The sequence below is a fragment of the Streptomyces sp. JLYT201 genome (genome assembly GCF_059448825.1).
Window position 1 is genome coordinate 7,668,833 of record NZ_CM182551.1, and the last position, 23,012, is coordinate 7,691,844.

At 74.7% G+C, this 23,012-nt stretch carries 17 protein-coding genes; 4 read left to right on the top strand and 13 right to left on the bottom strand.

The features are described 5' to 3' along the window. Window positions 1-15 precede the first annotated feature (15 nt). The 6 genes from AC5WAM_RS32615 to AC5WAM_RS32640 all read right to left on the bottom strand — a co-directional run bounded on the left by AC5WAM_RS32615 (window position 16) and on the right by AC5WAM_RS32640 (window position 8,587). Window positions 16-3,969, bottom strand: a complete 3,954-nt coding sequence (locus tag AC5WAM_RS32615) for a lipopolysaccharide biosynthesis protein (RefSeq protein ID WP_495519727.1) — start codon at window positions 3,967-3,969, stop codon at window positions 16-18. Beyond that, on the bottom strand, window positions 3,962-4,765 hold the full coding sequence (locus AC5WAM_RS32620) for a polysaccharide deacetylase family protein (RefSeq protein WP_366789598.1): 804 nt from the start codon (window positions 4,763-4,765) through the stop codon (window positions 3,962-3,964). The genes AC5WAM_RS32615 and AC5WAM_RS32620 overlap by 8 nt, the downstream gene beginning before the upstream one ends. Further along, window positions 4,762-5,769, bottom strand: a complete 1,008-nt coding sequence (locus AC5WAM_RS32625; protein WP_495519728.1) for a glycosyltransferase family 2 protein — start codon at window positions 5,767-5,769, stop codon at window positions 4,762-4,764. Before AC5WAM_RS32625 ends, AC5WAM_RS32620 begins: the two co-directional genes overlap by 4 nt. Beyond that, complete coding sequence (locus AC5WAM_RS32630) at window positions 5,766-6,662, bottom strand: glycosyltransferase family 2 protein (RefSeq protein WP_495519729.1); 897 nt, start codon at window positions 6,660-6,662, stop codon at window positions 5,766-5,768. The genes AC5WAM_RS32625 and AC5WAM_RS32630 overlap by 4 nt, the downstream gene beginning before the upstream one ends. Before the next feature lie 430 nt (window positions 6,663-7,092). Then, window positions 7,093-8,196, bottom strand: a complete 1,104-nt coding sequence (locus AC5WAM_RS32635; protein WP_495519730.1) for a GNAT family N-acetyltransferase — start codon at window positions 8,194-8,196, stop codon at window positions 7,093-7,095. A gap of 34 nt (window positions 8,197-8,230) precedes the next feature. After that, the gene (locus AC5WAM_RS32640) at window positions 8,231-8,587 is read right to left on the bottom strand and encodes a hypothetical protein (RefSeq protein WP_495519731.1); all 357 of its coding nucleotides are present in this window, start codon (window positions 8,585-8,587) and stop codon (window positions 8,231-8,233) included. 234 nt (window positions 8,588-8,821) lie between these two features. Between AC5WAM_RS32640 and AC5WAM_RS32645 the strand changes: the two genes are divergently transcribed. Then, window positions 8,822-9,643 (top strand): SGNH/GDSL hydrolase family protein, encoded by an 822-nt coding sequence (locus AC5WAM_RS32645; RefSeq protein ID WP_366789603.1) that lies wholly within the window; start codon window positions 8,822-8,824, stop codon window positions 9,641-9,643. Between the two features lie 40 nt (window positions 9,644-9,683). Here AC5WAM_RS32645 and AC5WAM_RS32650 read toward each other — a convergent pair whose 3' ends face one another. The 4 genes from AC5WAM_RS32650 to AC5WAM_RS32665 all read right to left on the bottom strand — a co-directional run bounded on the left by AC5WAM_RS32650 (window position 9,684) and on the right by AC5WAM_RS32665 (window position 15,831). Then, entirely contained in the window at window positions 9,684-11,405 is a 1,722-nt protein-coding gene (locus AC5WAM_RS32650; protein WP_495519732.1) for a serine/threonine-protein kinase, read from the bottom strand. Window positions 11,406-11,436: 31 nt separating this feature from the next. Further along, a complete protein-coding gene (locus AC5WAM_RS32655; protein WP_495519733.1) occupies window positions 11,437-12,831 on the bottom strand; it encodes a nickel transporter in 1,395 nt (464 codons plus the stop codon). 110 nt (window positions 12,832-12,941) lie between these two features. Further along, the gene (locus AC5WAM_RS32660; protein ID WP_495519734.1) at window positions 12,942-14,285 is read right to left on the bottom strand and encodes a tetratricopeptide repeat protein; all 1,344 of its coding nucleotides are present in this window, start codon (window positions 14,283-14,285) and stop codon (window positions 12,942-12,944) included. Between the two features lies 1 nt (window position 14,286). Then, entirely contained in the window at window positions 14,287-15,831 is a 1,545-nt protein-coding gene (locus AC5WAM_RS32665) for a DUF4331 domain-containing protein (RefSeq protein ID WP_495519735.1), read from the bottom strand. A 206-nt stretch (window positions 15,832-16,037) separates the two neighbouring features. Between AC5WAM_RS32665 and sigK the strand changes: the two genes are divergently transcribed. The 3 genes from sigK to AC5WAM_RS32680 all read left to right on the top strand — a co-directional run bounded on the left by sigK (window position 16,038) and on the right by AC5WAM_RS32680 (window position 17,787). Then, on the top strand, window positions 16,038-16,580 hold the full coding sequence (gene sigK / locus AC5WAM_RS32670; RefSeq protein ID WP_495519736.1) for an ECF RNA polymerase sigma factor SigK: 543 nt from the start codon (window positions 16,038-16,040) through the stop codon (window positions 16,578-16,580). A gap of 77 nt (window positions 16,581-16,657) precedes the next feature. Beyond that, window positions 16,658-17,401: an anti-sigma factor gene (locus tag AC5WAM_RS32675; protein ID WP_495523688.1), complete on the top strand. Its 744-nt coding sequence runs from the start codon at window positions 16,658-16,660 to the stop codon at window positions 17,399-17,401. Window positions 17,402-17,517: 116 nt separating this feature from the next. Further along, window positions 17,518-17,787 carry a hypothetical protein gene (locus AC5WAM_RS32680; RefSeq protein WP_138958812.1) on the top strand — a complete coding sequence of 90 codons (270 nt, stop codon included), beginning with the start codon at window positions 17,518-17,520 and terminating at the stop codon, window positions 17,785-17,787. Window positions 17,788-17,973: 186 nt separating this feature from the next. Here AC5WAM_RS32680 and AC5WAM_RS32685 read toward each other — a convergent pair whose 3' ends face one another. From AC5WAM_RS32685 to AC5WAM_RS32695, 3 genes are all read right to left on the bottom strand, one after another. Beyond that, complete coding sequence (locus tag AC5WAM_RS32685; RefSeq protein ID WP_495519737.1) at window positions 17,974-20,832, bottom strand: helix-turn-helix transcriptional regulator; 2,859 nt, start codon at window positions 20,830-20,832, stop codon at window positions 17,974-17,976. 101 nt (window positions 20,833-20,933) lie between these two features. Further along, on the bottom strand, window positions 20,934-21,851 hold the full coding sequence (locus AC5WAM_RS32690; RefSeq protein ID WP_366789609.1) for an NADP-dependent oxidoreductase: 918 nt from the start codon (window positions 21,849-21,851) through the stop codon (window positions 20,934-20,936). Further along, on the bottom strand, window positions 21,848-22,891 hold the full coding sequence (locus tag AC5WAM_RS32695; protein ID WP_366789610.1) for a zinc-binding dehydrogenase: 1,044 nt from the start codon (window positions 22,889-22,891) through the stop codon (window positions 21,848-21,850). The genes AC5WAM_RS32690 and AC5WAM_RS32695 overlap by 4 nt, the downstream gene beginning before the upstream one ends. Window positions 22,892-23,012: the final 121 nt, after the last annotated feature.

The window sequence follows — 23,012 nt, forward strand, 5'->3', positions numbered from 1 at the left end:
GCGGGCCCACCGCGGCTACGCCATCGTCAGGAACCGCTGGATCAGCGACGCCAGGAACACCGCGAGCAGCGGCAGCGAGAACCAGAAGCTGCTCTGCAGCCAGCGCTGCTGCGCCATGCTCGGCGGCACCGCGACGCGCACCACCTCGCGCGCCGCGAGCAGCAGCACGAGCGCCACCACCGCGAGGCCGCCGACCACCGACCACGGCGTCCACGTCACCTTGGGGCCGACCGCGCCCGGATCCGCCTTCGGCACCGCGCCCTTCGGCTGCTCGCGCAGCGCGTACAGCGTCGCGTCGGCGTTGCTGAGGACCTTCTTCAGGTCCGCGCGCCGGTCCAGGTTCCGCACGAGCCGGGTGTCCCAGTGCTCCGGATAGCCCGAGTCCATCTGGAGGTACACCGTCTGGCCGCGGTTGACCATCAGATAGGAGTTGGGCCCCGCGTCCTTGAGCGCCTTCACCAGGCCCGACACCAGGCGCGGGTCGGGCGGCGCGAGCGTGGGCAGGTACTCGACCTTCTCCGGGTCCTGCTTGCCCCAGGGGATCGCGGGCGTCACGTTGGTGACGGTGTCGTTGCTCATCCACAGCAGCCGCACCGTCGGGTCGTCGTGCGCGTACACGTACTCCATCGCGGCGACCTCGCCCGTGCGGACGCGCTCGAAGGGCTCGTTGCCCCAGCGGGCCACCAGGAAGCCGCCCACCAGGACGAGCCCCGCGAGCAGCGCGGCGTACGGCGCGAGGCTCACCCGGTCGCGGTCCCGCTCCTTGGCGGTCGCCCCGGTGCGCGGGAACAGCGCGAGCCCGCCGAGCAGGGCCGCGCCCGGCAGCGCGAACATGAAGACGCGCAGCGCCATCTCGCCGCCGTAGCTCTGCATGCCGAAGCCCAGGAACGGCACGAAGGCCAGGACGACGAGGGACACCTCGCGGTACTTGAGCCTGCGCCTGCGCAGCCAGCCCCAGCAGGCGAGCGCGAGCACGCTCCCGGCCAGCGCCACGCGCGTGTACAGGACCAGCTTGTGCGTGGGGTCGCCGCCCTCGATGCGGCCGGAGACGGACGACGACACGTTGCCGCCGACCCCGCCCACGCCGCCGAACAGCTCGTCGAAGTGGCCCGACCAGTACGGCTCCGCGAGGAAGCCCAGCCAGAGCACCACGAGGACGCCGAAGAGCAGCGGCAGGCCCCGCAGCTCGCAGCGGCGCACGAGCACGAGGACCGTGACCACGCCGAGCATCACGAACGGCGTCAGCTGGTGCGCGGGCACCGTGGCCGCGAACAGGCCCATGAGGACCAGGAGCAGCACCGCCTGCTGGCGCCGGTTCGCCGGCTCCACCTCGGCCTCGCCGGGCCGCCGCTTCGACCACAGCACGCGCGGCGCCCGGAACCACACCAGGAGGATCGCCACGAAGGCGATGTACAGCAGATAGGTGAAGCCCTGCGGGGAGAAGTAGTCCTGGCCCACCCAGCCGCTCAGGACGAAGAGCCACAGGCCCGTCCACTTGGCCCGCCAGCTCGCCCGCATGTGCCGGGTGAGCAGGAACATCGGCGGCAGGTACAGGAGCTGGACCGTCAGCGGCCACCAGCGGATGAGCTCGGTCAGGTCCGAGACGCCGCACGCCTCGGCGAGGAACGAGGCGCCCGCGAAGAACCCGGGCCAGCTCCAGCGCGCGTCCAGGTCCGGCGCCGCCGTGCCGGTCCGGTCGATGAACTCCATGAAGCCCAGGTGCTGCCAGGCCGTCGCGAACCGCGGCTCGGTCTCGATGACGGCGGGCAGCGCGTGCAGCGACACGACGGTGGCCACGAGCGTCACCGCGAGCAGCCAGGTGCGGGGCCGGTCCAGGCGCAGCAGTGAGGCGAACACGACCACGAGGAGCACCGCGCCGACCAGCGTGGGCACCGGCAGGACGGAGACGAGGCCGAGCCCGCCCATCGCGTCGAGGTCGCCCTCGCCGAGCCCGAGCGCGGGCACCCAGTACAGGCCGAGGGCCAGCGCCAGGAGCAGCGCGAGGACCAGCGGGGTGCGGTCGGGGGCCGGGGCGGGGCGCGGCGGGGGAGCGGGGGTGGCGAACGCCGGTGAACCGGCGGGCGGCACGGGCGGCTTCGCCGTGGCGGGCCCGGACGCGCCCCGGGCGGCCGGGGAGCCCGTGACGGGTGTCGGTGTCTTCATGCCCGGTGAACCGGGCGAGGCCGGGGCCGGTGACGGCACGGCGGCCGCACCCGTGGCGGAACCGGGCGCGCGGCCCGGGCCCGGGCGCTCCACCGGTGTCCCGTGCGACGGCGTGCCGCCGAACGGCCGCCCCACGGCCCACGTGGGCCGGTGCCCGTCCGCGCCGCCCCCGTCCGTGTCCCCCGAGCCCGGGCGCGGCCGCGCCCCGAAGACCGGCGTCGCCGGGCCGGGCCGCACGTCCGGCCTGCGCTCCTGGTGGTCCAGGTCGGCCCGGTGGATCGCCAGTTGCAGGGTGTCCGAGTCGAGGGAGTCACGCACCGCCCACGCCGGGCCGAGGCGGTGCCCGGGGGCCTTCCTGAGGGTGGTTCCCTGGGCGCGGGCCACCGGTGACGGCGGGACGTCCGGGGTGCCGAGGTCCGCGAGGTCGCCGTCCGGCGCGGCCTCCGGAGCCGTGCGGTGCGTGATCGCGTACAGCTTGGGGGCGGCGATCGCCACGATCACCGCGAGGCTGGAGATCTCCGCGACGCCCGCGCCCGTCAGGCCCATCCGCGGCAGCAGGACCAGCGTCAGACCGAGGACGAGCACGCACAGCAGGCCCTGTAGCCAGGCGAGGCCGGACGTGCGGCTCTGCGCCCTGAGGACGGCGAAGTACGTCTCCATGACGACCCGCAGCGCGGACCCGACGGCGAACCAGCGCAGCAGCGGCGTCGCCGCCTCCGAGTAGCCCTGCCCGAACACGTGCAGGATGTAGGGCGCGCCCAGGAAGATGACGGCGCACACCGGCAGCATGATCCGCAGCATGCGGCGCAGCGCCGCGCGGGTGTTCGCGGCGAGCCGCGCCGGGTCGTGCGCCCCCTCCACGGTCAGCGAGGCGCCCATGTTGATCGCCAGGAGGTTGGTGGTGCCCGCGATCGTGGTGGTGATGTAGAAGTACGCGTTGTCCTCGGAGCTGACCTGCGAGGCGACGATCACCGGGACCAGGTACACCACGGCGAGCGAGAACAGCGAGCCCGTGTAGTCACCGGCCAGGAAGCGGCCGATCTCACGCAGCGAGGGCGGCTTCGCCTTGCCCTCGGTGGCCCGCACGTGGCGCGGCACGAGGCGCCGGAACACCAGCCAGCCGAGCGGCACCACCGACAGGGCGATGGCGGCGACCCACGACACGAACACCCCGGCCGTGGGGACGGCCGCCGCGAAGACGATCAGCAGGCCGAGCTTGACCACGGAGAACACGGTGTTGCCCACCGGCACCCACACCGCGCTGCGCAGGCCGGTGAGCACGCCGTCCTGGAGGGTGAGCAGACACCAGGCCACGACCGCCGCGACGAAGCCCACCCCGGCGAGCGGGCCGTGCAGGAAGCGGTACGAGGGACCCCACAGGTCGAGCGTGCTCAGGAAGATCAGCGCGGCGAAGCCGACGACGATCGAACTTCCCGCGTACGTACGGAAGATGAGCTTTCCGGTGGCGCGGCCGGCCACCGGGATGAAGCGCGCGAGGGCACCCGTGAGCGTGACGGCGGTGACGCCCGCGAGGAGCTTCATCGCCGCGATGGCGGCCGAGCCCTGGCCGACCGCCGACTCCGAGTAGTACCGGGCGGCGGCCAGCCAGAACCCCAGGCCGAGGACGCCGGAAATACCGGTGTTCAGCATCAACGCGTACGCGTTGCGGAACAGCGGGCTGCCCCCGCCCGCGCCTGGCAGACGCACCCTCCGGGACCTTCTCTCCTTTCCGCCGGACGGCGGTGTGCCGCCGGTACTGCTGGTGGTCCCAGTGACCTCTGCCTGTGCGGTGGTCGTGTCAGACACGGGAGCGAGCTGCCTTCCGGCGGGCTTGTTGGCAACGGCGGACTATCGCATAACCCTTGGTGAGGACCCGGTCCCTGGCGAAGGTCCGGGTGACCGAACGGCCCTCGGCGAGCCGCTCGAACTCCTCCAGGCCCGTACTGCGCCGCACCGTGACCCGGCGCAGTGCGTACGGGCCCTGACATCGGCGGGCCAGGGTGTTCCCCACGGCGAGCGACTGGCAGAAGCCGGCACCGCGCACCGCGCGCCGCACCCGGCGGCTGGAGTAGCCGTACGGGTAGGCGAACGACACGGGCGGGGTGCCGAGCTCACCGGCCAGGATCTCCTTGCAGCGCACCACCTCGAACCACAGGGCGTCGTCCGAGAGCTGGTCGAGCTGCGGGTGGGTGTGGCTGTGGCCGCCGATCTCCACGCCGGAGTCGGCGAGGTCGCGCACCTGGTCCCAGGTGAGCATGGTGTCGAGGCCACCGCCGGTGTTGTACGTGCCGCGCAGCCAGCCCGTCGCGATGAACAGCGTCGAGCCGAACCCCTGCTTGGTCAGGATCGGCAGGGCGTGCCGGTGCACGCCCTCGTAGCCGTCGTCGAAGGTGATCACGACGGGCCGGGTGGGCAGCGGCCGGCTCGGGTGGCGCCAGAGCCGGGCCAGCTGCGCGGTGGTGAGCGGGGTGCAGCCGAGCGCGCGGAGCACTTCCATCTGCTCCGCGAACGCCTCGGGCGACACGGACAGCTCGTGTGTCGCGTCGTTCGGCAGCTGCGAGACCGAGTGGTACATGAATATGGGGATCCCTCTTCGGGTCATCCGGTCGCCCCCTCCACGCGTCTCTCCTCGGGGCCCTCCGTCACGTCCACGACGGCGAACTCCGTCCCCGCCCTGCGTGCGCGTACGCTCCCGACGACGTACCCACCGGCCGCCGCCAGCACGCCTGTCACGATGGCGCCCGCGCGGCCCGCACCGCCGGGGCGGCCGAGGACCGCGTCCCGCAGCCCGCGCCCGACCCCGGCGGGCAGCACCCGCGTGGTGTAGCGGCGCTCGGACTCCAGGCCCTTGTCCGCGCCCACGCTGCGGGCCACCAGGGCCTTGGAGAGCCCCTCGGCGTAGGCGCGGGAGCGGAAGTAGCGGAACCGCTCGCGGGCCGCGGGCACCCGGTGGTGGATCACCGCGCGGTCGTCGATGAGCAGCACGGCGTCGGGCCGGGCCCGGGTGAGCCGGATGCACAGCTCCGTCTCCTCGCCGCCCAGCGGGCGCTTGTCGCCGTCGCGGCCGATGCCGCTGGCGAAGCCCCCGGCGAGCTCGAAGGCGGTGCGCCGGAACGAGGCGTTGCCGCCCAGCACGTTGCGCACCCGCACCCGGCCGGTCGGGTGGCCCCGGTACATGCATCCGACGACCCAGTCGAACTCCTCGGGGAACCAGGCCGGGCGGCGCCGCGAGGCCCACACCGGCCGGGTGGCGCCGCCGACGGCGAACACCCGCGGGTCGTCGTACGCCTCGGCGAAGCGCAGCAGCCAGTCGCGCTCGGCGACCGCGTCGTCGTCGAGGAAGGCGATGACCTCGCCGCGGGAGGCGGCGATGCCGGTGTTGCGGCCCGCGGACAGGCCGCGGGGGCCCGCGTTGGCGAGCACCCGCACGTCCGGCGCCTCCTTGTACTCCTTGGAGAGGCGTTCTCCCAGTGCTGTGTTGTGGTCGACCACGAGCAGGGTCTCGTGGGCCGCGTGGGACTGTGCCCGGACCGAGGCGACCGCCGAGAGGATGTCCTCCCAGCGGTCCTCGGTGTACACGCAGATGACCACCGAGATAGTGATCAAGAAGCCTCTCCCTGGCGCGCCGAGACGGCGGCGGTGCGTGTGACCCGCCGTTGGGTGCGCCGGTTGGAGCGCTCGGTGAGGATCACCCTGAGCACCCGCAGACCGTCGCGCACGGCGCTGAGATTGCTCACGCCGTGGATGCGCAGGTACTCGTGGCTCGGGATCTCCTGGACCTTGAGCCCCGCCTTGACGACGCGGATGTTCATCAGCGTCTCGACCTCGAAGCCGGTGCAGTCGAGCTCGATCTTGTCGAGGCAGTGCCGCCAGAAGGCGTTGTAGCCGTAGCACAGGTCCGTGTACCGGGCGCCGAACTTGGCGTTCACGACCGCGCACAGGGCGAAGTTGCCGAGCTTGCGGATGAGCGTCATGTCGTCCGTGCCCCCGCCGTTGGCGAACCGGGAGCCCTTGGCGAAGTCGGCGCCGGAGACGAGCGCGGAGACGTAGGAGACGATCTCGTGGCCGTCGGCGGAGCCGTCCGCGTCGACCATCACGATGATGTCGCCGGTGCACGCCTCGAAGCCGGTGATGAGCGCGTCGCCCTTGCCCTTGCCGAGCTGCCTGACGACCTTCACGTCCGGCCACAGCTCGCGCGCGACCTTGACCGTGTCGTCCGTGGAATTGCCGTCCACGAGCACGACTTCGTGGATCCACTCGGGCAGGGTCTTGAACACATAGGGAAGATTCTCCGCTTCGTTCATCGCGGGAATCACGACGCTCACCGGAGGCGCAATCGCCAGATGCGAGGAGACCGGCCGGTATTGCTGCTGGCTCGGAATGGCGGCCATTCCGCCTTTGGTCAGCGACGGCCGTGCCGACTTCGCGGAGGAGCCGTTCTGCGGCGGGTCGATTAAAGGATCTTGGCCCGAATTGAACGGGCGCACGACAGAACTCATGAGTCTTTGGTCCCTCTCGTCCGGTGGACCACCCGCCCCCGGGCGGTCCGGTTGTGGATCCGGTTCGAAAGAGGGGGTTCTCACGTCCGGCCATGGCGGAGCCCACACCGTGCTGTGAGCTCCGGGACACGCCCGGGTGAGCTGGCATGACTGCGCGGCACGTGACCCGGACGACTTGTGGTCACCGGGCACGGGCACCCCCCTACCGCGCCCCGCACCGGGATCATCGCGGTCTTGAGCCCTCCCCTAGACCGACTGCCGATGAACCGTTGCGGGTGGATGTACGACGGTATTGATGCTTGCGACCGTATGGCAAGACCTGGAACGAGGTCTCGCGTTTTCGATAAATTGACTGTTGTCTTAGGACACTTTGGGTGTGCCCTGTTCACTGGTTCTTCTCTGACGTTCCCTGGCGCTTCTTGCGCGCTTCTCACTCTTTTCGACGCCGGGAACGGATCTTTCCCAGGCCCTTGAGCAGGCGGTCTGCCGGTTCGAACAATTCCGGTCGGGATACGACCGTGTTGCGCAGCGCCCGGACCGGCGCGCGATGCGCACGATGTCCGAGAGCCATGGGGTGGCGCAGCGCCACCCACCCCTCGGACACGGCGAGTTCCCGTGTCTTGAGGGAGTCCTTGTACTGTTTCTGGCCACGTCCGAGATCGAGGTGGGCGATGCCGTCGGCGGCGGCCGCCTCGGCCATGTGCAGATGCAGCAGCAGGCCGGGCGAGTACTTCGCGAACGCCGGGTCGTAGGCCGGGAACCAGCAGGAGAGCACGCGCTCGGTGCGCGGGCCGAAGTGCGCGGCGACGGGTGCGCCGTCGACGTAGAGCACGGAGAGCAGCCCCTGGAAGGTCTCCGAGCGGGTGTGGAAGAGCTGGTGCACCAGCTGGGTGATCCAGGCCTGGGAGAAGCGGTCGCTGCGGCCGGTCCTGCGGTACTGCGCGGACTTCCAGGCCATCAGCGTGCGCAGCGCCTCGGGGTCGCGCTCGTCGTGCACGTACCGCACCTCGCGGTGGGCGCGGCCGAGCTTGCGGCCCTTGGCGAGGGTGCTGCGCAGGAACTTCGGCGAGTACGCGCGCAGATGGTCGAGGTAGGCCTCGTAGCCCTGGTCGAGGTCCATGACGGGCGAGGGGTAGGAGCCGGTGGCCCCCTCCTCGAACGCCGGCTGGCCGTCCACGAGGTGGTCGTACTCGTACATCACCAGGCGGCAGGCGCGCAGCAGTCGGCGGGCGTCCCAGGTGAAGCCCGGCCGGTGCACGACGCCCTGGCTGTCGGAGACGCCGAGGCCGACGGCCCGGCCCACGCCGGTTCTGGATCTCTGGTACGGGAAGAAGGCGGCGGGCTCGCCGTCCTCCCGGGCGACCGCGATCCGCACGTCGCGCCGCACCCGGGCCACGGCCAGCGTGAACTCGGGGGCGAGGAAGGGGTTCGCGAGGCCCGGTGAGCCGTTCAGATGCGCTTTGGACTGCAGGGCGGTCCAGGCCACCCGGTCCGCCGCGGTGAGTTCGCCGGGACGGTGGACGGTGATCTCCACGTCTTCAAGTCCGTCTCCTCGGGGCGCGGGGGCGCTAGCGCCGCGCCAGTGCCGACAGGAAGATGACCGAACTGATCCCCGCCACCGCCGCGACGCCGCCGCGGACCGACCACACGTGCAGGGCCAGCATGGCCTGGGCGACCAGCAGGTCGACCACGACGGCCGCCGAGACGGAGGCGAGGACACGGCCCCAGGGGTCGAGCCCCCGCAGCCAGGGCGAAAGCGCGGCGGCGGGGGCGGCGACGAGGAAGAAGAGGGTCAGGGGTCCGCGCACGGGTGAGGAGAGGTCGAGCAGCGCGAACAGCGCCCCGACGCACCCGGACGTGACGGCCGCGCCCGTGAGCAACGGGCTCAGATCCCTGTGCGACGACTTGAATCTGATGGTCTGCATTGGCGACTTTGCCCCCCGACGCGCCGGATGCCGGGCTTCAATGTGGCGCAGTCGGCGGCGGCTCGTCAAGACGCGCAGGGAGTGCGCAGATGTTCGCCGTCACCCCGTCGGATGATCGGTGAACTCATGGAGCGGGCAAGGGAATTACTGAAGAATTGATTGTCATGAACACTATCGACGGCGGTGGTGCGGTGCTACCACTGTCCAGGCGGAAATCCTGTTCAAGGAGGAACCATGAGATTGTCCCGTTTCACCGCCTGTGCGGCGTCGCTCTTCCTCGCCGCGGCCGCCGCCCTCACCGGAGTGGGCGCCGCGCACGCCGACTCCGGCGACCGGCGGAGCGCGGCCCCCGCCTATGTGGCGCTCGGGGACTCCTACTCGTCCGGCGTCGGGGCCGGCAGCTACGACAGCGGCAGTGGCGGCTGTAAACGCAGCACCCGGGCCTTCCCGGCGCTGTGGGCCGCCGCCAACTCGCCCTCCGGGTTCAGCTTCACGGCCTGCTCCGGCGCCCGCACCGACGACGTGCTCGCCAACCAGCTGGGGCCGCTCAACTCCGGCACCGGCCTCGTGTCGATCAGCGTGGGCGGCAACGACGCGGGCTTCAGCGACGTCATGACGACCTGCGTCCTGCAGTCCGAGGACACCTGCGTGGCACGCGTCAACCAGGCCAAGGCCTACGTCGACACGACGCTGCCCGGCAAGCTCGACCGCGTGTACGCGGCGATCAAGAGCAAGGCGCCGTCCGCCCGGGTCGTCGTCCTCGGCTACCCCCGCTTCTACAAGCTCGACGGCAGCTGCCTCGCCGGTCTGTCCGAGCGCGAGCGGACCGCCATCAACGGCGGCGCCGACTACCTCAACGCGGCCGTCGCCAAGCGCGCCGCCGACCACGGCTTCGCCTTCGGGGACGTCACCACCACGTTCGCGGGCCACGAGATCTGCTCCGGCTCCCCGTGGCTGAACAGCGTCGTCTGGACCAACATCGGCGAGTCGTACCACCCGACCGCCGCGGGACAGTCCGGCGGCTATCTGCCCGTCTTCAGCAGGAACGCCTCCTGAGGCCCGACGCGCGCCGGAGCGCGGCGCGGCCGGTGCGCCCTCAGGGCGCGAAGGCCTCGTAGGACGAGGAGGAGCCCCCGCCCGTCGTGGGCTCCTCCTCGCACGTCACCGAGTACGCCACGGCGTTGGACGCGGCCGTCACGGGGGAGCGGACCTCGACGCTGAGTTCGTTGCGGTACGTCCCGCTCGTCGTGCCCGGCTGCTCCGTGTGGTTGACCTGCTTGGTCCTCCCGCCCCCGGCCGCGAAGGAGAGCGACTTCCAGCCCGGGTCACCGGACTCGCCCTCGGCGGTGACCCAGCGGTACTCGACCGTCACCGGGACGCGCCCGACGGTGAACGTCGCCGTGAACGAGGCCGCCCGCGTGGGCGGGCAGACCCCCGTGTACTCCGTGCCGCTGCCGGTGAGGGAGACGCGCACGGACTGGGGCGGGGGCTTGGTGGTGCCGCCGCCCGTGCCCCCGCCGTGGGTGGAGCCGCCGTCCGTCGAACCGCCCTTGCCGCCCCCGCCGTCGGTGCCGCCGCCCCCGCTCGAACCCCCGCCGCTGCCGCCGCCGTCGGAGCCCCCGCCCCCGCCGCTGCTTCCGCCGCCGTCCTTTCCACCGGTGGCGCCGCCGCTGCCGCCGCCCGCGTCGGAGTTGTTGCCCGTGTCTTTGCCCCCGTCGTCCCCGTCGCCGTCGTGCACGAGGGCGTACGTGATGCCGCCGATGGCGAGCACCAGCGCGGCGGCGCCCGCGACGAGGGCCGCGGCCGCGCGCCGCGAGCGGGGTCTCTCGGGCGTGGCCGTCGAGGTCGTACCGCCGTACGGGGTGCCCGCGGGGGCCGTGGGTGCGGCCGCGTGCCCGCCGGGCGGCGGCGGGGGCGGCACGGGGACCGGCGGCTGGTGGGAGACCGCCGTCGGCGCGTACGGAACGTCCCGTCCGCCGCTCGGCGGGTGGCCTTCGGCGATCAATCGCAGATCGCGCTCGGCGTCGGCGGCCGTGGCGCGCTCGGCGGGGTCCTTGCGGAGCAGGCCCTCGATGACCGGCGCCAGGGGCCCGGCGTCGCGCGGCGGCGGCAGCTCCTCGTCGACGACCGCGCGCAGCGTGCTCAGCGGGGTGTCCTGCCGGAACGGCGACACGCCCTCCACCGCCGCGTACAGCAGGACGCCGAGGGACCACAGGTCGGACTCGGGCCCCGGCCGCTGCCCCAACGCCCGCTCCGGCGCCAGGAATTCGGGCGAGCCGACGACCTCGCCCGTCATCGTCAGGGCCGAGCTGCCCTCCACCATCGCGATCCCGAAGTCCGTGAGGACGACGCGGCCGTCGTTGCCGAGCAGGACGTTGCCCGGCTTCACGTCGCGGTGCAGGACGCCCGCGCCGTGGGCGGCCCGCAGCGCGCCGAGGACCTCCGCGCCCACACGAGCGGCCCGCTGCGGCGTCATCGGCCCCTCGGCCTCCAGGACGTCCGACAGGGCCAGGCCGCGCACCAGTTCCATGACGATCCAGGGGCGGCCCTCCTCGCGCGTCACGTCGTACACCGTCACCACGTTCCGGTGGGGGATGCGGGCAGCGGCCCAGGCCTCGCGCTCCAGGCGCGCGTACAGCCGCTCCACCTCGCTCGCCGGGAGGCCCGCGGGCGCACGGACCTCCTTGACCGCGACCTCACGGCCGAGCACGTCGTCCCGGGCCCGCCACACCGTGCCCATGCCGCCCTCGCCGAGCGGGGAGAGGAGGCGGTAACGCCCCGCGATCACGCGCGCCTGACCGGTCACGGTCCCCCCCATTCGCAGCCGTGCGATTCTCCACAAAAGTAGCTCAACCGAGCGCGGTTGCAGCCCCCTTGAGCACCAATCCACACCCGAGGGCGAGGACCACGCAGGCGGAGCCGAGCGGTGCGAAGCGGCGGGCGAGGCCGGGGGTGCGGCCGTGGGCCAGGCGCCGTCCGGCCACCGCGCCGAGCCGTACGACGAGGAACCCCGCCGCGGTCAGCGTGACGGCAAGACCCGCCCCGTACGCGAGGACGAGCAGGAGGCCGAACCAGGCCTCGCCCAGGGCGGCCGCGCCCACAAGGACCACGACGGCGGAGGGGCTGGGCACGAGGCCGCCGGCGAAGCCGAGCAGGAGGGTGCCGCGCAGGGTGGGCGGCGGGTGGTGGTGCGCGTGGTGGTGCGGGTGCGCGTGGTGGTGTGCGGGCCGGTGCCTGCGGCGCCAGGCCCGCCGTACGAGCAGCGCGCCCGCGCCCGTCACCAGGGCCCCGCTGGCCACGCCCAGCCAGGCGACGACCGAGGGCGCGGCCGCCGAGCCGCCCGCCACCAGCAGCCCGAGCGCCACCACGCCGAGGGTGTGCGTGACCGTCACGGACGCGGCCAGAGGCAGCACGTCCTGCACCGAGGCGCTGCCGCGGGCGGCGGCGGTCGCGGCCATCAGGGTCTTGCCGTGGCCGGGCGCGAGCGCGTGCAGGGCGCCGAGCAGCAGGGCGGTGCCGAGCGCGAGCGCCGCGAAGGCCGGGGTGAGGTCGTGCCGGGCCACCAGGCCGGTGAGCGCGTCGGTCGCGGCGCGCGGCAGGGCGGAGCCGGGGGCCGGAGGCGGCTCGTCGGCGAGGGCGGGGCCGCCGGGGCGGGCCCGCAGCGAGGCGGTGGTCGCCTCGGGCGAGGAGGCGCCGGACGGGTAGCGGGTGAGGCGCTCGGAGCGGGACGTGCGCGGCACGCTCGATCCGCCGAGGGTCATGCGGTCGCCGCGCGCGGTGATCTCCCGCCAGCCCGGGGCGGCCTGGGGCGCGGCGCGGAAGCGGACCGTCAGGGCGCCGGGCGGCAGCGGGGCGGTCAGACGGCACTCGACCCGGACGGTGGGCAGGCCCGCCTGGCCCGGGCGCACGCGGGCCGTGGCCGCCGCCGTGCGCAGGGCGACGGTCCGCCCGCCCACGTCCACCCGGCCGCGCACGGCCGCCGCGCGGCACCGCTCCCGTGCCCAACGGTCCCTTCCCTTGCGGTCGATGGCGGGCTCCGCCTGCGCGGCGGGGATCTCGGCGAGGTCCTCCACGTGCTCCACGCGGAGGCGGCCCGGGGCCAGGACCAGGCCGTCGTACTGGTTGACGGTGAAGTTGCCGAGGGGGTGGGCGTGGGCGGGCGCGCTTGCCCCCAGGGCGACAGCGAGGACCACGAGCCCTTGCAGGGCCCAACGCCAGGCCCTGGTGAACCGGTTGCGCGGCACCTCGGGCTGTGCCCACCCTTCCCCAAGCTCTCGGCTTCGCTCGAGCAGGGGATGCCCCACTCGCCCAGCGGGACGATGGCCCACAGCAGGCAGGTGCCACCGGGGCGCGGTCACCGGTGCACCCCCAGAAGCCGTCGCGCCTCCCCGGCGCCCCGGGGGGAGAAGCCGGGGTTCAGGTCCAGCGCGGCTCGCAGCCACTCGTGGCCCGCCCCGGGGGAGAGGGCGGACTCGATGGCCCCCCGGTGGTAGAGGAAGGAGGCCTCCCGCACCCCCGTGCTGGTGGCGCGCCGCGCGTACCGCACGGCCTCCCGGTCGTGCCCGTTGACGTGCAGGGCCCAGGCCAGCGCGTCCGCCGTGTGCACGGTGTGCCGCCGCTTCCACTCGTCCCGCGCCGCGTGCAGCGCCACGGCCCGGTCGCCGTGGTCCGCCGCGGCGAGCGCGGTGTCGAGGTCGGGATTGACCCCGTGCGCGCGGGCGAGCCGCACCCAGGAGCCGATGAGCCGGTACTGCTCGCGGGCGCGCGCCGGCTCCCCCTGCGCGTCGTACAGCTCCCCGAGGGCCACGAGCGTTCCCGGCAGCGGCCGCCGGGTGACGACGGCGCGCAGATCGGCGATCGCGGCGTCCGTCTCGCCCCGCGCCGCCCGGGCCCGCCCCCGCGCCTCCAGGGCGGGCAGGTTCCCGGGGTCGGCCCGCAGCGCGGCCGCGCAGTGGCGCAGGGACGCGGCGTAGTCGCCCTGGCGCCAGGCCAGTTGGGCGAGCGCCGTGGCGACGTACGAGACGTCGCCGGGGGACCGCGCCGCCGTGGCGGCCCGGCGCAGCACGCTCCGGGCACCGGCCACGTCGCCGTGCAGCTCGCGCACATAGGCGTACCGCGTGAAGACGGGGACGCCGGGGCGGCGCGCGTCGGCCTCCCGCACGGCCCGCGTCGCCTGGTCGTAGCGGCCGAGTTCGACGAGCGCGTCGACGCGGGAGGCCAGCGCCCCCTCGCTGTAGGGGTTCACGGCGAGCGCCCGCTCCGCGTACCGCAGGGCGCCCCCGAAGTCGTGCCGGGCGGCGGCGAGGGCGGCCTGCCCGGCGAGCGCCGAGTCGTCGGCGGGGCGCAGCGCGAGCGCGCGGTCCAGGGCCCGCTCGGCCTCCGCGTAGCGGGACGGGTCGCCGCGGAGCCGGGCCTGCTCGACGTACGCGGTGCCGAGCGCGGCCCAGGACCGGGCGTCCTGGGGCTGGGCGCGCAGCCGCGCCCGCAGCGCGGCCACCCCGCGGTCCAGGTCGGAGGCGAGCAGCCGGCTCCCCAGGGCGTCCGGCGCGCCGCCCCGCGCGGCGGGCGGGGCGGCCGCCGCTGACGGCCGCCCCTTGTCCGAGTCCGACGGCACCCCGCCGAGCGCCAGCGCCCCGCCGGTCAGCGCGACCGCGAGGACGGCGGCGGCGAGGAGCCCGCGGCCGGAGACGTGGTTCACCTCAGGCACCCCCGGCCGTGACCCGGGTGCGCCGCCACCACAGGAGGCCGCCGCCGACGAGCAGCACCCCGGCGCCGCCCACGGCCGCGGACGTGATCAGCACGGTGTCGGTGGAGCCGGACGAGCCGGGGCTCACGGGCGGCGCGCCACCGCTGAGGGCGTTGCGCGCGCTGGTGCCGCCCTTGCCCGCCACCGGTCCCCGCGACCCGGCCGTGGGCAGCGCCAGATAGGGGAAGGAGCGCCCGAAGGCCTTGTCGTTGGTGTCGACCGCGTCACCCAAGTCGTTCTTCTGGCCGACGAGTTCGCCCTCGACGACCTGGAGCGAGATGTCCAGGACGTCGTCGGTCAGGCGCCGGCCGTTCGGATAGCCCGCGTTGTCGCCGTCGAGGACACCGAGCCGCTTGGGCGTCTCGGCGGGCTTGACCGAGGTGTTCAGGCGCAGCGCCTCGGCGGGCCGTACGTTCGGCGGCTGGTTGAGGTCCTTCACGCCGGTGAGGAACACCGAGACCAGGTCCTTGCGGGGCTCCTTCGGCGCCTTGATCTTGTAGAGCTTCTCGATGATCCGCGGCAGCTCCGGCTTCTGGACGTACGGCAGGAACTGCGCGTCGTCCCACGGCGCGGAGGCGTTGAACTTGTCCTTGTCCTTCCTCGGCACGACGACCTCGTTCACCAGGGGCGCGCCGAGCCGGGACACCTGGGTCCACTTGCCCGCCGCGTTCTTGCGCTGGGTGGTCGACCAGACGCCGACGGTCGGCTGGTCCTTGGACTGCCGTATCTCGGCGGTCGGTACCTGGAGCGCCACCGAGTTCACGTTGTACCCGGCGACCGTGTCCCGGCCGACCTCCGACAGGTCCTTGCCGTACACCAGGTCGAAGACCCTGAGGTCCAGGAAGAAGGGGTCGTCGGCCTGCCCCACGAAGGAGGCGCCGCCGCCGGGGAGCTTGCGCACGGCCTGGTCGCGCAGCTTGCCGTAGTCGGGCATGGACGCCTTGCCCACGTGCGAGGGCGCGATCGGCAGGTCGTCGGCGATCTTCTTGGTGGAGACGACCTTCTGGTCCTTCAGCCGCAGCAGGTCGATGTCGTACGTCTGCGTCACGTTCAGGTCCGGGTCGTCCAGGCTCGTGACCTCACCGGTGTTGTAGAGGAAGGTGTCGCCGTTCCTGGTGCGGGTGTCGAAGGTCCAGCGGTAGAGCAGGTCGCCCTGCGCGTCGCCGTCGTTGTCGATGTGCACGTCGTACTGGGCGTCCTCGGGGAACGGGTAGAAGTTCGGCCCGCCCGCCGGCTCCTCGAACGGCACCCAGTTCGCGACGAGGGTCGTCGTGTCGGGCTTGTCGGGGCTGACGAAGGCGTACACGTCGGTGTTGTCGTACTGCGGCTGCCCCGAGATCAGCGGGGCCTCCCGGTGGCTGGAGGCGCTCGCGGCCTCCGGTCGAAGCGTGCTGACCCCGGCGGCGGCGAGCCCCCCTGCGGCCAGCGCCCCACAGACCAGCGCGGCGACGCCACGGATCCTGCGGCGCTGTGCGCGGCGTGTGACGACTGCTGTCATCGCGTCCGTCCTCAGTTCGGTGGTACGGGCCGCGCGCTGACCGCACGGTCCGCCTGACGCATGCCATTCGGCGCGCGGGCGGCGGTGGATTGGCCCGCGGCCGGTGATTTCCGCGGCGATGCGCCAATCCGGCCCGGGGGCTCGCCCCGAATCTCCGCCGAGTCCAGAATTGAGCGCCCGGGATGCCGGGAGAGTGGGGGACGGCTGTGGACGCGGACGCACTGCTGCCACGCGTGGCCGACGGCGACCACCAGGCCTTCGAGGAGCTGTACGCGCTGGTGTCCGGGCCGGTCTACGGCCTGGTGCGGCGCGTCCTTCGCGATCCGGCGCAGTCCGAGGAGGTGGCCCAGGAGGTGCTGCTCGAACTGTGGCGCACGGCGGGCCGCTTCGACCCGGCGCGCGGCACGGCCCTGGCGTGGGTCCTGACGCTCGCCCACCGCAGGGCCGTCGACCGGGTGCGCAGCGCCCGCGCGGCCGGTGAGCGCGAGCGGCGCCTGGCCCGCCGCGGCGAGGGCCCGGCCTTCGACCAGGTCGCCGAGGCGGTGGAGGGCAGCCTGGAGCGCGAGTGGGTGCGCCGCTGCCTGGAGCGTCTGACCGACCTCCAGCACCAGGCGCTCACCCTCGCCTACTACGACGGCTACACCTACCGGGAGGTGGCGCGGCGCCTGTCCGTGCCGCTCGGCACCGTCAAGACCCGGATGCGGGACGGCCTGCTGCGCCTGCGCGACTGCCTGGGCGCCGCCGCATGAGCCCTGCGGAACCCGGACCGCTGAGCCGCCTGCGCCGGTACGCGAGCGGCCGCTGGCCGGGCGGCCTGCCGCACTCCATGCACTCCCTGGCCGTGCCGTACGCGCTCGACGCCCTCGACCCGGAGGAGACGCGCCGCTTCGAGAGGCATCTGGCCACCTGCGGCCGATGCACGCAGGAGGTGCGCGCGCTCGCCGCCGACACCGTGCGCCTGGCGCGCGCGGCCTCCGTTCCCGCCCCCGAGGATCTGCGGGAGCGCATCCTCGCCGCCGTACGCACCACCGCCCAGGAGCCCGCCCAGCGGCGGGCCGCGCCCGAGCCGCTCGCGGTGCCGCGGCGCCGCGGCACCGGCCTGGCTCCGCTGGCCCTTGCCGCGTCCGGCGTGGTTCTCGCCCTCGTGGCGGCGGCCTTCCTCGCCCTCGCGCTGGTCCGCACCGACGGCGAGCTGTCCGACGAGCGGGCGGCCGCACGTGAGATCGCCCACGTCCTGGCCGCTCCCGACGCCCGTGCGAGCACCGGCCGGGACGCGCGGGGACGGGGGATCGGCGTGATCGCGTCCCGTGCGGAGCGGCGGGCCGTGGTGAGCGTCACCGGCCTGGGCCGGCCTCCGGACGGGCGTGCGCATCAACTGTGGGTGATGCGCGCCGGGGCCGCGCCCCGTTCGCTCGGGCTGCTCGATGGCGAAACGCCGGTGGTCGCGAAGGATCTCAGCACGCGAGCGAAATCACTCGCTGTCACCGTCGAACCCGACGGCGGCTCCGCGCGGCCCACAAGTAAGCCCCTCGTCCAACTCACCCTGGAATCAGTTGGATTCGGAGAGTAACCGTCAACGTCCTTGTGGAGAAGGTGAATCCCGCCACCGGGATACACGAGTGTCATGGTGGGGCGATAGGGTTAACCTGCCCTGGGCCGGGTGCCCTCGTACGGGTGGGGAGTGACATGGAACAGATAACAGTGCGCAGCAGGGCGAGGGTCCCTGCGATCACATGTGGGAGCGGCGCGAGCAGTTCGCGTCTCGACCGCCATCTCTCGGTGCTGGGCGGCCCCGCCGTCCCGCAGCGCGAGGCGGCCGAGGCGACCCTGCTGATGCGTGAGCTCACCTCGCGTGGCGCCGCGCACGACCGGGGCGGCAAGCGCGCGCAGGTGCGCCGTGTCTCGCTGTTCGCACCGCTGCGCAGACTGCGCCGCTCGCTTTTCGGCGGCCACTGACCTCGGGCGCGGGTGCCTCCGGCCTCGCCCTGGGGTGCCCGCGCTTCCCCCTCTCCCCGCCGTCACTCCCGGCACGCGGCGGGCACCGGTGACTCCCCAAGGCTCCGCTGCCGACCGGCCCGTGCGCCGCGCGTGGCTGGTCGCGCAGTTCCCCGCGCCCCTTCGGGGCGCCACCGGCAAGCGCGCTCAGGCGCTCAGCTCCTCTTCCGTCCCGAAGCCGAGGCGGGCCAGTTCGCCCCGTGAGGACACCCCCAGCTTCGGATACGCGTTGTACAGGTGGTAGCCCACCGTGCGCGGGGACAGGAACAGCTGGGCGCCGATGTCGCGGTTGGTCATCCCCGCCGCCGCGAGCCGCACCACTTGGCGCTCCTGCGGCGTGAGCCGCTCCAGCGGCACCCGCCCGCCGTCCTGCCGCGCCCGGCTCTCGCCGGTGGCCCGCAGCTCCGCGCGGGCCCGGCCCGCCCACGGCGCCGCCCCGATCTGCTCGAACGCGTCCAGGGCCGCACGCAGCGGGGCACGGGCCTCGCTCCTGCGGCCCGCCCGGCGCAGCCACTCCCCGAACAGCAGCCGCGTACGGGCCTGCTCGAAGGGCCTGCCGTCGCCGGTGTGCAGCGCCAGGGCCTCCTCGTACGCGGAGTGCGTGGCGGGCGCGGAAGACGGGGAAGATGCCGAGGCCGCGGAGGATGCAGGGGTCGCGGAGGATGCCGAGGTCGCCGTCCGGGACGTCTGTGCCGTCGCCTCGTCGGCGAGCAGGGCGCGGCAGCGCGCCGCGATGGCGCGCGCCCAGGCCGCGCCCGTGTGCTCCGCCCAGTCCGCGTACCGCCGTGCCGCCTCGTGCGCCGCGTCGGGCCGCCCGGCCCGCACCGCCGCCTCGACGTGGTCCGGCAGACAGTGCAGCGCCACCACGGTGTGGCCCGCGGGGCCCGCCGCCAGGTCCTCGTAGCCGCGCAGCGCCGCCTCGTAGCGGCCGAGGCCCAGATCGAGCAGGGGCAGGGCGGCCGCGCCCCACACCCGCCCCGGCGGTGCCTGCCGCGGGTCGAGGTGCCCGGCGAGCTCCCGGACGCGGGCCTCGTCCCCGTCCAGCGCCGCGAGATGGGCGAGGACGCCCGTCAGCTGGTGAGCGTAGTGGTGCTGGCCGCTGTCGCGGGCGATGCGGACGCCGTCCTCGGCGCCCGCGAGGGCGCAGCCGTGGCGGCCGAGCAGCACGCGCGCCCTGGCCCGCTGGAGCAGCACCAGCGGCAGCGGCCCCACCGCGCCCTGCTCGCGGCACTCGCGCTCCAGGTCCGCGGCGAGCTCGACGCCGCCCTGAAGGTCGCCGAGCGGCGCGAACCACCCGGCGACGGAGGCCCGCTCGCGCAGGTCGAGGCCGTGCTCCCGGCTCCGCGCGGCGTCGAAGAGGCGCCGCAGCGGCGGCAGGGCGGCGCCGGTGTCGCCCGCGGCGAGCCGCGCGAGGCCCGTGACGGCGGGCAGATAGGGCGGTGCCGCGGCCGACGGCTCGACGCCGAGGGCGGCCGCCCGCTCCACGACGGCGTCGACCGCCGTGCGGTGGCCGGACGCCCAGGCCGCCGTCATCGCCTCGTACAGCAGGTGCGCCGCCGTCTCCGGGGCCCGCTCGGCGAGGGCCGACGCGGTGTCCACGAGGACCGTGTGCGCGGCCTCCAGCTGGTCGCGCTCGCGGGCCACGCCCGCGCGGACCCGCGCCAGGCGGGCGAGCAGCGCCGGGTCCGTCAGGTGCGGGGTCGCGCTGCCCGCGAGCCGGGCGGCGTGGTCGCCGTGGCCCGCGTCGGCCGCCGCCGAGGCCGCGAGGGCCAGGCGCCGGGCGCGCTGCGCGCTGTCCGGGGTGAGGTGCGCGGCCCGTTCGAAGGCGGCGGCCTCGGCCGCGTAGCCGCCGCGGGCCCGGGCGTGCTCGGCGGTCCGCTCCAGGACGGACGCGACGTGCTCGTCGGGCTCGGTGGTGGCCGCGGCCAGGTGCCAGGCGCGGCGGTCGACCTGGCCGACGCACGGCAGGGCCTCGGCGAGGGCGGCGTGGGCGGCGAGGCGGGCGCCGAGCGGGGCGCCGCGGTAGGCGGCGGTGCGGATCAGGGGGTGCCGGAAGACGAGCCGCCCGGCTTCGGCCCGAAGGAGCTGTTTGCGCTCGGCGGGCTCCAGGTCGGCGACGGCGGCCCCGAGCCGGGCGGCGGCGGCCGCGGTGGTCTCCAGGTCCCCGGTGCCCTCGGCCGCCGCGACGAGCAGCAGGGTGCGGGTGGCCTCCGGCAGCGCGGCGATGCGGTCGGCGAACGCCTGCTGCACGCGGGAGGGGCCCGGCACCGGCGCGGACGGCGGCCCGTACGCCACGAGCTGCCCCTCGCGCTGGGCGGCGGGCAGCTCGCGCAGGGCCAGGGGGTTGCCGCCCGCCTCGGCGAGCAGCTGACGGCGTACGTACGGCGGCAGGTCCCCGGCGTGTGCTGTGAGGATCCGGTCCGCGGCGGCGTCGTCGAGCCCGGTCAGGCGCAGCTCGGGCAGGCCCGCGGCGGGGAACGGCGGCGCGTGCGGCTCGCGGGCCGCGAAGAGCATGACCACGCCCTCGGCCGTGAGCCGTCGCGCGGCGAACAGCAGCGCGTCCGCCGACGCGTGGTCGAGCCAGTGCGCGTCGTCCACGACGCACAGCAGCGGTCCGGCGTCGGCGAGTTCGGACAGCAGGGTCAGCAGGGCGACGCCCGTCAGGAACCGGTCGCCGGGCCCGCCGTGCGTCCCGCCCGCGAGCCCGAGCGCGGTGCGCAGGGCCGCGGTCTGCGGGGCGGGCAGCGCGTCGAGGCGGTCGGTCACCTGGTGCAGGAGCATGTGCAGGCCCGCGAAGGGCAGTTCGCTCTCGGCCTCCACACCGGTGGTGCGCAGCACCCGGCCCCACGGGGCGGCCGACGCCGTGCCGTCCGCCACCGCCCCGAGCAGAGCGGACTTGCCGATTCCGGCTTCGCCGCGCAGGACGAGGGCCGCGCTGTGTCCCGTGCGGGCCAGGGCGAGCAGGGACGTCAGCTGGTGCAGTTCTTCGGTGCGGCCTTCGAGCATGGTTCACGTCAGCCGCCCTGGGGCGGCGGATATTCCCCGGCCGTGCTCCGGCCGCCCCGCCCCGGCCCGGTCCGTGCTCCGGCCGCGCGGCTCGCGCGGTGTCAGTCGACCGTCAGGACGACCTTGCCCCGGCCGTGGCCCGACTCCACGGCGCGGTGGGCGGCCGCCGCGTCCCGGAGGGGGTACGTCGCCCGGAGGTGGACCCGCAACAGGCCCTTCGCGTACAGGGCGGTGACCTCGGCGAGGCGCTCCGCCGTGCGCGTGCCGCGCAGCGGGGGCACGCCCAGGCGCTCCGCCTCCTCGTCCGCGACCATCGTCGCCACCCGCGCGCGGTCCTCGACCACGGCCACCGACGCCCGCAGGGCCTGGGCGCCCGCGCCGTCGACGGCCGCGTCGACGCCGCCCGGGGCGAGGGCGCGCACCCGGTCCTCGAGCCCTTCGCCGTAGGTGACGGGGACGGCGCCGAGGGCGCGCAGGTGGTCGTGGTTGCGCGGACTCGCGGTGCCGATGACCGTGGCGGCGCCCCACGCCCGCGCCAACTGCACGGCCAAGGTGCCGAATCCGCCCGCGGCGCCGTTCACCAGGACCGTGTCGCCGGGGTGCACGCCGACCGCGCTGAGCGCCATGTGCGCGCCCTGCGCGTTGCCGGGGAAGCCGCCCGCGCTGACGAAGTCCATCGCGTCCGGCTTGGCGACCAGCTGGTCCGCGCCGACGACGACGTACTGCGCGTACGCGCCGAGCAGCGAGAAGCCGAGCACGTCCGCGCCGGGCGCGAACGCCGTGACCTCGGGGCCCACCGCGTCCACGGTGCCCGCGAACTCGTTGCCGGGCACCACCGGGAAGACGGCGCCGGGCGGGCGCATCACCCCCTGCCGGACGCCCGTGTCGAAGGGCATGACCCCCGCGGCCCGGACCCGCACCCGCACCTGCCCGGGCCCCGGCTCCGGGACGTCGAGGTCCATGGGCCGGAGCACGTCGGGACCGCCGTACTCCGTGAAAGCCATCGCGCGCATGGTCATGACGCCACCGTCTCCTTCGTGTTGTCGTGGGCGCTGCCGCCGGAGGTGTCCTCGGCGGCGGCCAGCAGGACGACCTTGCCGACCGTGGCGCGGCCGAGCAGCGCCGTGTGCGCGGCGGCCGCGTCGCGCAGCGGGAACGTCGTGACGGCCGGTACGAGGGTGCCGCTCGCGGCCTCGGCGAGGGCGCGCTCCTGGAGCGCGCGCAGCCCCCCGGGCACCCGCAGGATACGCGGGCCGAGCGCGTACGTCGCCGTGATCAGGCGCGCGTGCAGGTCCTCGGAGGTGAACTCCGTCGGCGCCCCCGCCGACCAGCCGTACATCACGAACTGCCCGCCGTAGCCCAGGAGGTCGAACGCCGCCCGGCCCGCGGCCCCGCCGACGCTGTCGAAGACGACGTCGACCTCGCGGCCGCCGAGCGCGGCGCGCACCTCGTCCGCCCAGTCCGGGCGGTCGTAGTCGACGGCGACGTCCGCGCCGAGGGCCCGGACCCGGGCGGCCTTGTCCGGGCCGCCCGCCGCGCCCACCACGGTCGCGCCGAGGTTCCGCGCCGCCTGCACGAGCAGCGTGCCGATGCCGCCCGCCGCCGCGGTCACCAGGACCACGTCGTCGGCCGCGGGCGCGGCCACCTCCAGGACGCCGAGCGCCATCCGGCCGGTGCCGATCATCGCGATCGCGGCCTCGTACGACACCGAGTCCGGCAGCGGGAAGAGCGCCTCCGTCTCGCGCACGGCCAGCTCGGCGTAACCGGCGTTGACCAGACCGAGATGCGTGACGACGCGGCGCCCGAGCCACTCCTTCGCCACCCCGTCGCCGATCCGGTCGACGACCCCCGCGACCTCGCGGCCGGGCGTCACGGGCAGCTCGGGCAGCGGGAAGGGCAGGGCGTCGTCCGCACCGCGCTGGAGGGCGGTGTCGAGCAGGTGGACGCCCGCCGCCCGTACGGCGATCCGGACCTGGCCGGGGCCGGGCTCGGGGTCGCCGACCTCTTCGTAGCGCAGTTCCTCGGGCCCGCCGAAGGCGTGCAGTCGGATGGCGTGCATGGGGAGTTCCTCCCGGACGGTGAGGGGGCGATGACGCTTCCGACGCTAGGCGGGGGCGGTGCGGGGTCGCCTCTGTCGGGTGACTGGGGTCGGGCGAGCCGTGACCGGGCCGGGTGACGGG

Coding starts and splice junctions, on each gene's coding strand:
- AC5WAM_RS32620 (WP_366789598.1), bottom strand. CDS start 4,765: ATGACCCGAAGAGGGATCCCCATATTCATGTACCACTCGGTCTCGCAG.
- AC5WAM_RS32630 (WP_495519729.1), bottom strand. CDS start 6,662: ATGAGTTCTGTCGTGCGCCCGTTCAATTCGGGCCAAGATCCTTTAATC.
- AC5WAM_RS32640 (WP_495519731.1), bottom strand. CDS start 8,587: ATGCAGACCATCAGATTCAAGTCGTCGCACAGGGATCTGAGCCCGTTG.
- AC5WAM_RS32645 (WP_366789603.1), top strand. CDS start 8,822: ATGAGATTGTCCCGTTTCACCGCCTGTGCGGCGTCGCTCTTCCTCGCC.
- AC5WAM_RS32650 (WP_495519732.1), bottom strand. CDS start 11,405: ATGGGGGGGACCGTGACCGGTCAGGCGCGCGTGATCGCGGGGCGTTAC.
- AC5WAM_RS32665 (WP_495519735.1), bottom strand. CDS start 15,831: ATGACAGCAGTCGTCACACGCCGCGCACAGCGCCGCAGGATCCGTGGC.
- AC5WAM_RS32675 (WP_495523688.1), top strand. CDS start 16,658: ATGCACTCCCTGGCCGTGCCGTACGCGCTCGACGCCCTCGACCCGGAG.
- AC5WAM_RS32680 (WP_138958812.1), top strand. CDS start 17,518: ATGGAACAGATAACAGTGCGCAGCAGGGCGAGGGTCCCTGCGATCACA.
- AC5WAM_RS32685 (WP_495519737.1), bottom strand. CDS start 20,832: ATGCTCGAAGGCCGCACCGAAGAACTGCACCAGCTGACGTCCCTGCTC.
- AC5WAM_RS32690 (WP_366789609.1), bottom strand. CDS start 21,851: ATGACCATGCGCGCGATGGCTTTCACGGAGTACGGCGGTCCCGACGTG.
- AC5WAM_RS32695 (WP_366789610.1), bottom strand. CDS start 22,891: ATGCACGCCATCCGACTGCACGCCTTCGGCGGGCCCGAGGAACTGCGC.